Annotated in this window: 7 protein-coding genes; 4 read left to right on the top strand and 3 right to left on the bottom strand. The window is 68.9% G+C overall.

Translation table 11 applies throughout. The features are described from left to right. The first annotated feature begins 11 nt into the window (after positions 1-11). Positions 12-914, top strand: coding sequence for a hypothetical protein (locus tag AC5L3X_RS31860; protein WP_494861949.1), 903 nt, complete (start codon positions 12-14; stop codon positions 912-914). Between the two features lie 133 nt (positions 915-1,047). Then, positions 1,048-1,704, top strand: coding sequence for a hypothetical protein (locus AC5L3X_RS31855; protein WP_494861948.1), 657 nt, complete (start codon positions 1,048-1,050; stop codon positions 1,702-1,704). Between the two features lie 79 nt (positions 1,705-1,783). Here the strand turns inward: AC5L3X_RS31855 and helR are convergent, their stop codons facing one another. After that, entirely contained in the window at positions 1,784-3,931 is a 2,148-nt protein-coding gene (helR, locus tag AC5L3X_RS31850; RefSeq protein WP_494861947.1) for an RNA polymerase recycling motor ATPase HelR, read from the bottom strand. 677 nt (positions 3,932-4,608) lie between these two features. Here helR and AC5L3X_RS31845 point away from each other — a divergent pair. After that, a complete protein-coding gene (locus tag AC5L3X_RS31845) occupies positions 4,609-5,757 on the top strand; it encodes an MFS transporter (protein WP_494862081.1) in 1,149 nt (382 codons plus the stop codon). On the opposite strand, the gene AC5L3X_RS31840 is transcribed toward AC5L3X_RS31845, so the two are convergent. Next, a complete protein-coding gene (locus AC5L3X_RS31840; protein ID WP_494861946.1) occupies positions 5,758-6,621 on the bottom strand; it encodes a helix-turn-helix transcriptional regulator in 864 nt (287 codons plus the stop codon). It lies immediately after the preceding gene. 102 nt (positions 6,622-6,723) lie between these two features. On the opposite strand from AC5L3X_RS31840, the gene AC5L3X_RS31835 reads away from it, so the two are divergent. After that, positions 6,724-8,181, top strand: coding sequence for an MFS transporter (locus tag AC5L3X_RS31835; protein WP_494861945.1), 1,458 nt, complete (start codon positions 6,724-6,726; stop codon positions 8,179-8,181). A 460-nt stretch (positions 8,182-8,641) separates the two neighbouring features. On the opposite strand, the gene AC5L3X_RS31830 is transcribed toward AC5L3X_RS31835, so the two are convergent. Beyond that, positions 8,642-14,572, bottom strand: coding sequence for an RHS repeat domain-containing protein (locus tag AC5L3X_RS31830; RefSeq protein WP_494861943.1), 5,931 nt, complete (start codon positions 14,570-14,572; stop codon positions 8,642-8,644). Positions 14,573-14,856 lie beyond the last annotated feature (284 nt).

Raw genomic sequence — 14,856 nt, 5'->3', positions numbered from 1 at the left:
AGTCTGGACCTGTGCCGATCGAATGGTCCCGTGAAGAGGTTCTCGGAGCGGTCAGGACCTGCTTGCTGCGTACGGGCGCTGTGACGGACGGCTACTGCGCCGTCGACGTCATCGCGGAGCCCGACCGCATGCTCGTGATCTTCCGCTGGCGGCGGGATCCCAACACCTACGCCATCGAGGTCGAGTTCCCGACGGTGCCCGAGAGTCCGTGGACCGGCCTGCCGGTGGCCTCGGCGTATGAGTGGGCCGCGGACGTCGCGGGTCGCCTCGCCGAAGAGCTCGCGACCGGGCTGGTGCGCCGAAGCCGCCGGACGATCCGCGACGGGTACGTCCTGCTGGACCCCCACGATGCCCCAGACCTCTGCCCCGCCGGGTTCTTCATCGGTTCGGTCCCACTCGACGACGGCATGCTCACCCTCTCAGGGGATGACCGGGAGGAGGGCCGTCCCCTTCCGAGATCGCCGTCGGCACCGGTCCCCCCGCTTGCCTCCGATGCCGGCTTCTGGCTGGCCGAGGCGGGGATGGACGTGACCATTCCGAGGGAGCTGATCGTCGAAGGCAGGCTTGCCTGCTGGCTGCAGGCCTACGTCGACAACGCCCGCGGGGAACCCTTCGTCGGTCAGGCGGCCACGTCCTGGGCGGACGAGCGGCACACCACCGTCCGTCTCGACCTGGCGCACGTCCAGCCCGGCGTCCCATCGGAGGTACGCGAGGCGCTGGTGCGTCACGCGGTCCGCGAGGCGGCCGAGGCCGGTGCCCTGCGTGTGATCACCGCGATCGACGTTCCCGAACTCCCTGGAGCGGGGTTCCGGCCCGCGAACGGTGGCGGCCTCGCACTGCACACCAGGGAGACCGAACCGCCGACGATTGTCACGCAGTTGTTCTCTCAGAATCCGTCGCACCCGGAGACCTGACCGATCCACTCGCCGGAAACCACGACCACACCGGCGCTGGCTTGCTGCGGGCTTGACCCGGTCGGGACGCCTTCAGCGTGATGCGTTGTGCGACATTGGGCCACGCAGCCGCATATGGGTGGACAAGGAGACGATGAGTACAGACGATCGAATCGAACGGGCCAGGCTGGCCTGCCAACGGGCCGTCTTCGTTGGCGATCTCGATGCGCTGGACACAGCGGAGCGGGAGCTGAACATGGTCGAGGCCGATCTCGCCGTGGCACGCGGCCGGATCATGCAGGCTCGTTCTCATGAGCAGCGAACCGAGAACCCCGACGAACTGGCCTTGTTCCAGCGCGCCACCGAGCTTTATCAGGGGCTCGGCGACGTACGAGGCGAAGGCGAGGCACTGTTCTGGGTCGGCACCTACCACCAGATGTCCATGCGGGACAACGACACCGCGGTTCCCTTTCTCGAACGGTCATCTGAACTCGCAGCGCAGGTCGGCGACAAGCTCACGATGTCGTACGCGCTTCGACATCTGGGATACGCGGACCACGTCGCCGGCCGGCTGGACGCTGCGCGTGAGCGTCTGGAGGAGTCGACGCGGCTTCGACGAGAGATCGGGTTCTTGCCTGGTGTTGCCGCGAACTTGGTCGGGCTGGCCTACGTCGCAGCTGCACAAGGCCGCCGTGATCACGCCTGGGCGCTGATCGAGGAGGCGGGTTCAATCGCCGACGCCAGCGGCGCCCAGGCCATCCTGCGCCAGGTTGAGGAGGCGAGAACGCACCTGTGGACAGCTCGGACATGACCCGCTCAATGACACCGAACGCCCCAGGCCCGCACGCAAGCCTGCCTGCCTTGACCGCGCGGGCGTTCGTCCGGCGATGTCAGGAGCTCGTGAGGATGACGAGTTGCCGGGTCGCCCGGGTCATCGCGACATATCGGTCGACCGCTCCCTCGACGCCGTCGCCGAACGCCTCCGGGTCGATGAGGACGACCAGGTCGAACTCGAGCCCCTTCGCCAGCTCCGGAGTCAGCGACCGGACACGGGACGTCGTCCGGAACGTGGGATCGCCGATGACGCAGGCGATGCCGTCGGCGTGCGCGGCGAGCCAGGTGTCGAGGATCGAGCTCAGCTCCGAAGCGGACCCCCGCACGACGGGGACGCCGCCCTTGCGGATGGAGGTCGGCACGTTGGCGTCCGGCAGCACGGCCCGGATGACCGGCTCGGCTTCCGACATGATCTCCTCCGGCGTCCGGTAGTTGACGCTCAGGGAGGCCAGGTCGACCCGGTCGAGCCCGATCCGCTTGAGCCGTTCCTGCCACGACTCCGTGAACCCGTGCCGGGCCTGGGCGCGATCCCCGACGATGGTGAAGCTGCGGGACGGGCACCTGAGCAGCAGCATCTGCCACTCCGCGTCGGTCAGTTCCTGAGCCTCGTCCACCACGATGTGCGCGAACGGGCCGGCGAGCAGGTCCGGGTCGAGGGTGGGCAGCTCGGACTCGTCGACCAGATTGCGCTGGAGGTCCGCTCGGCGCAGCTGCGTCACGAGCCCTTCGCCGTCGTCATCGGCCTCGATCAGGTTGTCGACGACCTGGGCCATCTGCTCGCGCTGGGCGGCGAGAGCGGCTTCCTGCCGGCGCTTGCGTCGTGACGCCTCCGGGTCGCCGAGCCGCTGCCGTGCCGCGTCCAGGAGCGGCAGGTCGGACACCGTCCAAGCCTGGGCGTCCGCGCGCTGCAGCTTCCGAACGTCGTCGGCGCCGAGCCAGGGGGCGCACATCCGCAGGTAGGCGGGCACCGACCACAGGTCTCCGACGAGGTCGGCCGCTTCGAGCAGCGGCCACGCGCGGTTGAAGGTCGTGAGCAGTTCCCTGTCCCGCAGCAGCGATCTACGCAGCAGGTCGACCGAGATGTCCTCCTCGTACTTGTCTGCCAGGATCGTGAGCAGTTCCTCCCAGATCTGGTCGCGCGCCTCGTTGTGCGGGGTGCCGGGATCTGACGCCTCGAACGCCTCGGCCCAGTCGTCGGCGCTCAGCCAGACGTCAGACCAGGGCGTCGTGACCGTCATCCCCTCGGTGGGCGGGTTCTCGTAGAACCTGACGGCCGGCTCGATCGCCTTCACCATGCCCGCGGACGACTTCAACAGGGCCACGTCCGGGTCGGCCTCGATCGCCGCCGTTGCTCCTTCGGGGACGAGGTCCCGCAGGGTGCAGGTCTGTACGCCCTCCTCCCCGAGACTGGGCAGGACGTCCGCGACGTAGGCCAGGTAGGGCTGGTGCGGACCGACGAACAGCACGCCACCCCGGTGGTGACCGAGGCGAGGGTCCGCGTAGAGGAGGTAGGCGGAGCGGTGCAGGGCGACGACGGTCTTGCCCGTGCCCGGACCGCCGTCGACGACGAGAGCGCCGCGGGATCCCGCGCGGATGATGGCGTCCTGGTCGGCCTGGATGGTGGCGAGCACGTCCCGCATCCGGGCCGACCGGTTGCCGCCCAGGCTGGCGATGAAAGCGGACTGGTCGTCGAGCGCGGCGTGCCCTTCGAACCCGTCGGAGGTGAACACCTCGTCCCAGTAGTCGCTGACCCGGCCCCGGGTCCAGCGATATCTGCGGCGGCTCGCCAGGCCCATCGGGTTGGCGTGGGTGGCTCCGAAGAACGGCTCAGCCGCGGGTGAGCGCCAGTCGAGCAGCAGCCGGCGACCCGCGCTGTCCGTAAGGCCGAGTCGTCCGATGTACACGGGCTCGGGGTCGTCCGCGCCGACCATGTGCCCTAGGCACAGGTCCAGGCCGAAGCGGCGCAGGGCGCGCAGCCGAGCCGTCAGCCGGTGGATCTCCAGGTCACGGTCCAGCACCGCCCGTCCGACGCCGCCGGGCGCCCTGCGTTCGGCGTCGAGGCGCTCGGACAGCTCGGCGATCGACCGCTCAAGGCTTTCCGCGATGGCCACGAAGTGCCGCTCGTCACCGGCGATCAGTTTCGGGTCGGCCTTGGGGAGAAGGTGGTCGGGCAGGTCAAACGCGCTGGTGGTCAGCGGGTTCACGTCCTTGGCTCCAGTGTGAGGGCGCTTGCGATCATTGGCATCCTGGCTCGACGATCCCGCATGGTTCACGCGGACACGCGGCCTTTCCCGGCTGACCGCGCCGCGAGTCCCGCCGGCGGTTCGATGTCCCTCCGCGACTCATACGTCAACAACAACACCCGCACTTCGTGTCCCCCGTTTCCGCAGGTTCTGGCCTCGGCCCACGATTCTGCGGCACGACCCGGGTCTTGCCGCAAGCCCCCCGGTGCGCTATACGTTGAGAGTGGAAAGGGGTGAGTAGTCCCCCTTTCCTTCATCGTCCGCTGGGGCCGGACACCTTGCCCCATGCCTGACCGCCGTCGTCACCCGGTCGCAGAGCCGGCGACTTGTCGGCCACCGCTTGGTGAGCACTCGTCGCGTCCGCCTGATCGGCGACGAGGGCTGCGTTGGCCGCGTCAGGGCATCACGGCGAACGAAAGTATCCCTGGCAGTGGTAGGCAGACCAGGGAGATGGCTGCCGTCGCACTCTCGTTCCAGTCTCGAAGTCCAGCATCGGGCCACATCTACCTGTGTGGCCCGATGATCGACCCGAGAACGACGGCGAGGCCCCAATGACGTTCGACACCCCCGGTCCGACAGCGATCAGGACCGCGCGGGCCACAGGTACGGGCGGCTCCCAGAAAGCCGGACCCGCGCTCTTGGCGCTCAGTCTCGGGGGGTTCGGCATCGGACTCACCGAATTCGTCATCGCAGGTTTACTCACCGAGGTGTCCACCGACCTGGGGGTGACGATCAGCGAAGCGGGCCACCTCGTCGGCGCCTACGCGCTCGCCGTGGTTCCCGGCGCGCTCATCGTCACCCCGTTACTGATGAGACGGCCGCCCAAGTACGCGCTCGTACTGCTGCTGGCGTTCTTCATCATCGGCAACGTCCTGTCCGCGTGGTCTCCTGACTTCACGGTGATGTTCGCCGGGCGGATCATCGCCGCCCTCGCTCATGGTGGGTTCTTCGGAATCGGGGCCGTGCTCGCCGGGTCGCTGGTCTCGCCTTCGAAGCAGGCATCGGCCGTCGCGGCGTTGTTCGCCGGTCTCACCGTCGCCAATGTGCTCGGTGTGCCGGCGGGCGCGTTCGTGGGGCAGCAGGTGGGGTGGCGGACGGCGTTCTGGATCATCAGCGTGATCGGCGTCATCGCGCTGCTCGGCCTGGTGGCGCTCGTACCCCGGACAGAGCCGGAGCCGGATCAACTACCCCTCGGCCGGCAGTTCCGCGCTCTCGCGCGGCCGCAGGTGCTCGCGTCCCTGCTCACGACCGCGCTCGTCTTCGGCGGTATGTTCGGCGTCTTCACCTATATCGAGCCGCTCCTGCGCGAGGTCACCGGCTACCCGGCGTCCGCCATCCCGTGGCTGCTCGTCCTGTTCGGCATCGGCCTGTTCGCGGGGAACATCCTCGGCGGCCGCGCAGCCGACAAGAACGCCGACACCGCTGTTCTCGTTCTCGCGATCGCGCTGCCCATCGTGATCCTGGCGCTGAGGGCCGTCGCGTCGATGCCGCTTCCCAGCGCGATCCTGCTGATGCTGCTCGGCGCGGTCGGGTTCGCCACCGTCCCCGGACTCCAGGCGCGCGTCCTCCGGCACGCCCAAGGCGCGGCGACGCTCGCGTCGGCGGCGAACATCGCCGCGTTCAACCTCGGCAACACCATGGGTGTCGGTCTCGCCGGAGCCGCCATCGACCTGGGCTACGGCCTGCGCAGCCCCGGCGTCACCGGCGCGGTCCTCACCGGGATCGGCCTGACCCTCATCGTGCTTACCCGTACCCGGCCGCACCGGCCAGGGGAAGTGCGCGGCTGATCACAGGGACGTCAGCAACCGCAGGGCCGCGTACGAGGTGCTGCCAGGTTTGGCGGCGTGGGTCAGGATGCGCTGACCGTTGCCTTCGGGCAGATGCAGCACCTCGTAGTCAAGCGTGAGGGCGCCGATCTCGGGATGGCGGAACCGTTTCGAACCGCTCGTGCACAGCTTCACGGCGTGACCGGCCCACAACGAGGCGAACTCCGGGCTGTTCAGGCTGAGCTCTCCGACAAGTTCGGCCAGGCGCCGGTCGCCGGCGAACTGAGCCGCGATGTAGCGCAGTGAGGCCACCGCGAGCGCCGCCTCGGCCGCCCAATCGAGGTAGAGGTCGCGGGTGTGTGGATCGAGGAACAGCATGCGGAGCTGGTTCGGCCGATCCGCCGGCCTCGCGGGGGCGGTGAAGTCGAGGTGTCCGGCCAGCAGGAGGTGCCCGGTCCGGTTCCAGGCGAGGACGTCGTTGAACCGGCCCAGCAGCACAGCGGGCACATCACCCATCGCGTGCAGAAGCTGCTCGGCGCCGGGCCTGGCACTCTCCGGCTTCGGCGGGCGAGGGCGTTTGACCGGAGCCGGATGAGCGAGCGCGAACAGGTGCGCCCGCTCATCCGCGTCCAAACGCAGGGCCCGGGCCAGAGCGTCGATGACCGCGTCGGAGGCGTTCTGCGACTGCCCCTGCTCCAGGCGGGTCAGATAGGTCACCGACACCCCGGCGAGCTGCGCGAGCTCTTCGCGCCGCAGACCGGGCACCCGGCGGCGGCCGTAGCTGCGCACACCGGCGTCTTCGGGGGTGAGCCGGTCGCGGCGTGAGCGGAGGAACTCGCCGAGCTCGGTCACCGGCCGGTCCTGGAGCGCGGGCTGTACTGCCATGCCGCCATTCTCGCCGACCGTGACGGCCGGAGCCTATCCTCCTCAGTGGTAGGCAACCGGGGGTTCTGGCTGCGCACGGCGGGGCCGCCGAGTGTGGGTCACATGCTGGACATCGAAACGTCTCCCTCACCATCGTCCGCTCTCCCCGAGCGGTCGTCCTCGCGCCAGCGGGTCGTGCTGGCCGTGCTGCTCACGGCGAACTTCACGCTCGCGGTGGACTTCTCCATCCTCAACGTCGCGCTGCCGCACATCGGCCGCGACCTCGGTTTCGCCACCGGTGATCTGCAATGGATCGTCACGTCGTTCGCGCTCTGCGCCGCCGGGTTCACCCTGCTCTTCGGTCGCGTCGCGGACCTGTTCGGCCGCAAGCGACTCTTCCTCCTCGGCATCGTGCTGCTCGGCGTTTCCTCCCTTGCCGGTGGCCTGGCCCAAGAGCCCGTCGTCCTGCTCGCGGCTCGCGTCGGCCAGGGCATCGCCACCGCGATGGTCACCCCCGCCGCCCTGTCGTTGCTGACCACGATGTTCGGTGAAGGTCCGGCACGCTCGCGTGCCCTCGGTCTCAACGGTGCTCTCATGGCCGCCGGTTTCACCATCGGCGCGGTGCTCGGTGGCGTCCTCACCGGTGGGGTGAGCTGGCGATGGGCGTTCTTCATCAACGTCGTCGTCGCCATCGCGGTGCTCCTCACCGCCCCGTTCGTCCTGGCCGAGAAGCCGGCCGAGAGGCGTCCCCGCCTCGACCTTCCCGGCGCGATCACCGTCACGTCCGGCCTCGTCGCCCTCGTCTACGGCATCGCCACCGCCGGCGAGGCGGGCTGGCGCAGCCCCGCCTCATGGGGACCGATCACCGCCGCCGTCGTGCTCTTCGCGATCTTCTGGGCCGTCGAGTCCCGAGTGTCCGAACCGCTCGTCGCCCCCGCGCTGCTGCGGCGCAGCAACGTCGCGTGGGGCAACATCGCAGGACTCCTCGCCTTCGCGACCGAAACCTCGCTCGTGTTCCTGCTGACCCTCTACCTCCAGGAGATCCTCGGTCACAGCGCCGTGGGCGCGGGCCTCATCCTCGCCGTCCTCGGCGCGGGAACCGTTGCCGGCGGGCTCCTCGCCCCGAGGGTCATCGGCAGAACCGGGTCGAAGACCGCGATCATCGTCGGCTTCGTCGTTCAGGCAGCCGCGACGATCCCGCTCGCCTTCGTCGGAGACGACCGCGGATGGCTCATCGCACTGCTCGTCGTCACCTTTGTCGGCGGGGTCGCGAACCTCGTCGCGATCGTCGGTTACACCGTCACCGCCACCGCCGGCGTCCCGAGCGAGCAGCAGGGGCTCGCGACCGGACTGGTCACCATGAGCCAGCAGGTCGGTATCACCCTCGGCACGCCGGTCATGTCCGCTCTCGCCATGAGCCAGGTCGCCTCGTCCCTTCTTCCCGGGCTGCGGTTCGCGATCGGCGTCAACGCCGCCCTCGCGATCGTCACAGCTCTCCTGGTGGCGACCTTCCTGCGCCTCCCCACCGCGCCGAAGCGCGGAGGACACGATGCCCGTCGTCCTGAAGGTTCCCAAGGATGACGGGCCTTGTTCGGCCAAGAAGGGGCGGCGGCCCTCAAGGCGTCCTGCGTCACCGACGCTTGAGCGTCGCTCTGATCGCGATGCCCCTCAACCAACGCGCAGGCCCCGGCCGGCGAACGTGATCGGCCACGCGAAGCCCTCGTCGATGTGGGCGCTCCACTGGAAGCCGTTAGCCCATCGGCATGGCGTTGCTCGCGACCGGCGTCGCGTGGCTCGTCCCGATCACGGCGACGACCGGCTATGCGGTCGGCATCGCCGGTCCCCTGCTGCTGACAGGAGCGGGGCTGGGATTGGTGGTCGTGCCGTTCAGGCGACCTGCGCGTACCTCACGCCCGGGGCTGCGGTGGCGACCTCCGGTCCGATCCCCGCGCCCATACCGACGTGGAGAACGATCACCTGAGGGATCAACGCGCCACGACAAAGGGGGGCGTTCCGGTCGGAACGCCCCCCTAGCCAGTGATCAGTCATTCAGGTTGTAACTGTTGTGGTCGCACCCCCTCAGCGGGCATGGGCCTGCCTGTGGAGCTGCGCAGCCCGTGCATGGCGGCGGAACGCCGGCCGATCCGGTGTACTCGCCCTGCCCGCCACTGGGCAGGTGCGTGCACCCGTATTCCGGCCTGGACCCAGAGTCACACGTCCGCACGGGGCTCCGTCCGTCGCTGGTGAACATCTCCTGCAGGAAGTCGATGACGGGATCCACGAGTCCGAACTGGTCCAGCACGTCCAGCGTGAGGAAGACGACCCCCACCCCCGGAATCAACTGGCCGCCCTCCAGGACCGCCCCCTTGACGCACGCCTGGCTGGTCCAGCCTTGTGACTCGCAGTCGATGACGACACCGATGGCGCCGGTGGCGAACCCGATGTCGCCGGTCGCCTCGACGAACCCGGTGATCCGGGCGCAGCCGAGGGAATCGGTGCACAACTCGAGGCCGAGATCGACGGCGTCGAGCGCGGTGTCGGAGCCGTCGATCACCCGCTCGGCGAGGTCGTCAACGGTGAGGTCTTCACCGCCGGCGATGGTGCCGCGCTCCCTGGGCCCGCATGCGGGATCGGTGTTCCCGGAACTGCCCGGAGCGCAGATGTCCTGGGATAGCGAGGGCGGCTCGGGGGTCGATTGCACGGGCTGGACGTTGATCCAGCCCTTGCCGTTGAACGTGCACTTGATCTCCCCCAAGGCGCACGCGTCGGGAATCAGGCCGCTGGGGTCGGAGAAGGCCGTGGGGTTGTTGAGCCCGTAGGCGTAGGGGTTGATCGTCTGTGGCCGGGCGACGTCGAAGAGTGGGTCAGGGGAGACGAACCGCCCCATCGATGGGTCGTAGTAGCGGGCGTTGAGGTAGTTCAACCCGGTGGCGCTGTCCTCGATCTGACCGATCCAGCCGCGGTCGGTGCTGGGCCTGTCGGTGCCGCGCGGCTTGCCGTACGGCTGATAGGACCTGGCGTGACTGGGTGTCACGGAGGCGGTGGGAACGGTGAGCTGAACCGATCCCTGGTTGTCGGTGGCCAGGTATTCCACGCCGGTGGTCGTGCGGATCGCGATAGGTGTGTCGTTGAAGCTATAGGTGCGGACCGCCGTCGATCCGGTGATCTCGTGGCCGTCGATATAGCGGGTCGTGCCCGCGGTGGTCTTGCGCTGCAGGCGTTTGCCGTCGGCGTCGTAGACGAAGCTGGAGGTTCCGGCCGCGAGGAGAAGCCGTTCGGGGCTCCAGGTGAGTGTCTCAGTCTGGCCTGAGATGGTACGGCTCGCCAGATCGCCGTTGGCGTTCCACGTGTAGGTGTTGCCGCCGACCGCGGTGGGCGCGTGTGGACGCGTACCGCCTGCCGCCGGATAGGTGTAGTTGATCTGCGTGCCGCTCTCGACTCGCCGGGTGAGGTTGCCGTCGACGCTGAGGGTGTAGGTGTGGTCGTAGGCGTTGGCACCCGTGCCGGGTGTGCCCGCCGTACAGGTGCCAGTTGTGGTGAAGGCGCGGGTGAGGCGTTGGCGGTCGTCGTGGTCGAAGCACTCGCGCCAGGACTGCCCGTTCAGAGTCGTGTGCCGGTCGACGATGTTGCCGAAGGTGTCGTCGTAGGTGAACTGCAGGTCTTGCAGTGTGGTGTCGCCGCCGCCCGCCTTGATCGCCTTGACGCGCTGGTCGGCGTCGTATTCGGTCACCCGGCTGAAGGGCACGGTCCGGGATCCCGACAGGTTCCACACCGAGCGGGCCCGGTCGTCGTACAGGGCGGCCCAGACGTACTCGGCGCCGCCGACCATGGTGGCCGCGAGACCGACGTCGTTGTAGGTGGTGTTCACGGTCTCGGCGGGCAGCCCTCCGATGGCCGGGTAGGTGATCCGGGTCGGGTGGTCGGCGGCGTCATAGCCGTAGCCGACGGTGTAGCTGGCGTCGGGGAAGATCCAGGTCTGGCCGGTGGGCCGGGCCCGGCCGTCGTAGCCGGTGACGTCGACCACGTAGGAGCCGGCGCCCTCCAGGCGGGTGGTCTTGTTCAGCAGGCCCGTCTCCCCCGTCGCGTCATACGCCCATGAGGCGAGCAGGGCACCTGCCGGGGAATCCTTGCGGCGTTCCTTGGGGCGGTCCAGCGCGTCGTAGACGGTGTGCACCTGCGCGCCGGCGGCGTCGGTCGCCCGGGTCTGGTTCCCGGCCGCGTCGAATCCGTAGGTCCAGGCGCCCATGTCAGGATCGTTCATGGCGATCTTTCGCCCGGCGAGGTCGTAGGTGTTGGTGATGGTGTTGCCGGCCGGATCGGTGATGGTGGCGAGCCGGTCGGCCTTGTCGTAGCCGTAGCGGGTGAGGCGCCAGGCGTTGCCGTCGCGTTCCTCCATCCTGATCACACGCCCGTGGGCGTCGCTGACCTTACGGACGACTCCCCCTGCCGAGGGATGCGGGGTTGTCGTCACCGAGTCGTGGGTGTAGTCGGTGACGACCGACCGCCGAGCGGCGCCTGCGGTCCAGGAGATCTGCCAGACGGGGCGGCGGAGTTCGTCATAGGCGGTGGACTCGTCGTTCGCCCAACCGCCTGCCGGGACGGGGAACAGGCCGGCTCCGGCCATGCCGGCCAAAGCCTGCGGCTGGGAGGTGGCGGCGACCAGCCCACTTCCTTCGTATCTGGTGTCGGTGACGATCACCTTGCCGGATTCCGGGGACAACACGTGGGCCTGGCGCGGTCGCAGCCAGCTGTCGTGCAGCACCCAGGAGTCCACGTACCTGGTGGTGTCCTGGAGCCTGCGGGTCCGGACCACGCCTGGCTTGGCCTTGTCGGGGTCGAGTTCGTAGACGAACTCGTGCGACGCGGATCCACCCTGCTCCGTCGGCCGGTGCACGGTGCGCGTACGGCCCAGCGCGTCATAAGCGAAGCTGGTCTTCTTGCCCCGCGCATCGATGGTCGCCTCGGGCACCTGCCGGGGGCGGAACCAGGTCGTCGTCGTCTTGTGCCCCAGATGGTTGGTGACCGTCGTGGTCGCTGGATACCTGATCGCCGGCGTGTGGGCGGTCGTGGTGGCGTGTCCGTTGGGATCGGTCACCTTCAGCGGCCGTCCCAGCTTGTCGTAGGTCGTGGTGGTCGTCGCCCAGGTCGGCGCCGCCGTGATCTTGACTCGGGAACCGGTCCGATCGCCGCGCGTCGGCGCCCCGCCGAACGCTCCACCGTCGTAGGCGTACTCCTCCCGGGCCAGCTCGGCCCCGTCGCACGTGGCGTTGCCGTACCGGGTTACCGACGCGGGCAGATCCAGCAGCCACTGGTCGGGATTCACCGTGGGCACGGTCGCCGTGCACCGTTCATCGCCGGTCGAGGCCAGCCAGCCGTGTTCGATCACCTTGTCCGCCGTGCCCAGCAGCGCGTTGTAGACGGTCTGGGACCGGCTGCGCACGAGGCTGCCATCGGCGGGGTTGCGCCGCCGCTCCACCCGGTCGTCCGGCATGACGAACCAGGCGTCGTCCAGCGGATCGGGCCCGGCGGCATCGACGGTGCGCCGCGCGTGGTAGCCGGTCACGGTGCCGTGCTCGACGCTGCCGTCGCTGCGCAGCACCTGCTGGTCGAGCACTCCCCCGGCCAGCCAGTTCTCGTCGTTGACGTTGGTGACGGTGCCGTCCAGGCTGGAGGTCTTGACCACCCGCGAGCCCGGTCCCGGGAACGGGTCCCCGGCCAGTCTGTCGCCGTTCATGCCGCGGAAGAGCCGATATTGGGTACGGCTGGCCCCCTGAGTGACCTGTATGTCGGCGTAGCCGCGCCATTCTGACCAGGTCTGGTTGGCGTTGGAGACGAACTCGTCCCGGTCGTGATGCCATGCCCCGTTGGGCAAGCCCGCGCGGACCTGGTCACCGTACTTGTAGGAGGTGATCATCGCGGGGCTGCCGCCGACGGTGTCCCGCTGTTCCACCTGGGACACCACGTACTTGCGGAACACCGCGAACCCGGCGACCCCGCCATCTGGGGCATGCCAGTGCGGGAAGCAGTTGCGGGTGTTCAGATGCCAGTTCGGCGGATTGGGAATCGGGCTCGGGCAGGGGTGCGGCTGACCGTACGTGACGATGACCTGGCCACCGGTCTCGTTGGTCACCACGCCGACCCGGTAGTGCGGCATCGCCGACAATCCGCCCGCCGTGTCGACCCGGTTGTTCAGCAGCACCGGCCAGAAGGTCACCGGCGGCATGGTGATCCGCTCTTCGTCGGACATGCCCTTGCGCTGGATCGCGGTCAGATACAGCTTCTGGTCCCCGGTCCGGTTCGGGTCAGGGTCCGGGAAGGCGTGCGAGAGCGTGATCCGGTCCACGTCGACGAACTCGTCGCCGCCCACCTCGACCTGCGTGGTCAGCGATACGTACCGCAACGCGGTGAAGAACGTCGGGGCGTGCTCGGTGCACACGCCGGTGAAGCACATCAGGTCGACCGGGGTGTCGGGATAGTTCGCGGCCGTGGCCGGGGTCGGCTCCTGACAGGCCGCGGCCAGGTCGCCGCATCGGTAGTCGAGATCGAACGTGACCCGCGCCGACGGCTCGGTCTCGTTCGGAGCGCGCCGCTTGCCGTACTTGAGGAGGTGCAGGGCGCCGCCGCGCACGTACTCCGTGCGCTCGAAGCCGGGCCAGCCGTTCAGCGCGGCATAGTGGTTGGTCTCCTTCACGTACTCGTACTGCTGCACGTTGTCATGCGGGTCGATGACCAGGTCCAGGTTCCACCGCCACGCCTGCACGCACCACGGCAACGGAGCCTCTGCGTTGCACGGCTCGCCCGCGTCGTCGCCGAACACCGGCACCGTCCACACCGAGTGGGTCTCCACCCCGACGACGTCGGGGTTGACGCCGCGGCCGAAGAAGTACTGCACTCCGTCGGGGGTCGTCACCTTCCAGTGCTCGCCGTCGTTGTCGCCGTTCTTCGCACCGGTCAGCTGCTCGATCCGCCATCGCGGATCGTCCTTGAGCCGCCATTGCTTCGTCGGCGTCCCGGGCAGCGGCACCAGCTCTCCGGACCGCCCGTTGAGCGAGATGGTGGCGTTGTCGGACTTCCAGCACAGGTCATCGGAGCCCTGGCCGTCCGCGCGGCAGGAGTTGTAGCGACGCTCGATGAAGGAGTCGGCGAAGTCTCCCCAGCCCAGCCCGATCGGGCCGCTCTGGGTGTTCCTGCCCGACACCATGCCGTCGACCGTGCCGGAGGAGTAGCTGAGGCTCAGCGACGGGGGCGGGCCCGCGGGAGCCTTCTGCAGCGGCACGTCGTAGGTGTAGGTGAAGTTCCCCGATCCCGTGACGACCTGCCAGTCGCCCGAGAGCGTCAGCGGCGTCGCCTTGAACGAGCCCTCCTCGCCTTCGGGGCCGGCCGTGACCACGAACAATCCGGCGGGAACCTCCGCACTCAACTTGGTGCCGTTCTTCACCGACGGCACGACCTGGCGGTCGATGCCGTCCTTGAGCGAGGGCGCGCCCTGGCGGGCGCAGTCGGCGGTCAGGGCGCACTCCGGGAACCGGACGAGCTTGAGCCGGTCGGCGTATCCCGCGCCGTAGCGCTCGGCGAAGCCTCCGAAGTCGACGGAGACCTTGGTGGCCGCCGAGATCCGGAACCCCAGTCCCGGCAGGCTCGCCCGCTCTTCCAGCACCTCCACCCGCGCGGTCGTACCGGCGGCCCCGCTCACCTCCAGCGGTCCGACGCGCTGGGGTTTCGCGTCCAGTCTCACCTCGGCCGAGGTGGCTGCGGGTATCCGGGTGCGTTTCGGCTTGGGTGTCGAGGTGCTGTCCACCTCGGGCGCCGACCGGATCCTTTTGACCGGTGGCGAGGTTGGCGGGGCATCCGATTTCTCGAGCGCCGTGCGCCAGTCCATCTCCGGCTCTGCTCGGGCGGCCGCGGCCTCGACCGCGGTGAAGGTCAGGCCGCTCCATAACAGGGTGAGAACGATGAGGATTCTGCTGAACACGATGACTCCGGGGGGTGAGAAGTCAAAACAGGCACAGTCTGAACGCTCACCGTCATAAGTCCGTCATAGGTGGTCGATCTTCGGGCGATCAGGCAGTCCAGGCAGCCGGCGCAATCGACGGGCCGCTCGGGCCGACCCGGTCAAACGCCGCCGCTGGTAAACCGACCAAGAGCTGAACGCCGCCCTCAGGAGGGGGCGGCTACGTAGGGCCGCGCCCAGGGAGATGGTGTTTGAGAAGGCCACCTGTAATCCGGTGGACTATTAGGAGGCAATCGCCTCAATGG

Source organism: Nonomuraea sp. CX421 (genome assembly GCF_059358955.1).
Note: the sequence above shows the minus strand (reverse complement) of the source record. Positions and strands in the feature narration are given on the sequence as shown.

Excerpts from the sequence above, each read along its gene's own strand:
- AC5L3X_RS31855 (WP_494861948.1), top strand. The coding sequence starts at position 1,048 with ATGAGTACAGACGATCGAATCGAACGGGCCAGGCTGGCCTGCCAACGG.
- AC5L3X_RS31840 (WP_494861946.1), bottom strand. The coding sequence starts at position 6,621 with ATGGCAGTACAGCCCGCGCTCCAGGACCGGCCGGTGACCGAGCTCGGC.
- AC5L3X_RS31835 (WP_494861945.1), top strand. The coding sequence starts at position 6,724 with ATGCTGGACATCGAAACGTCTCCCTCACCATCGTCCGCTCTCCCCGAG.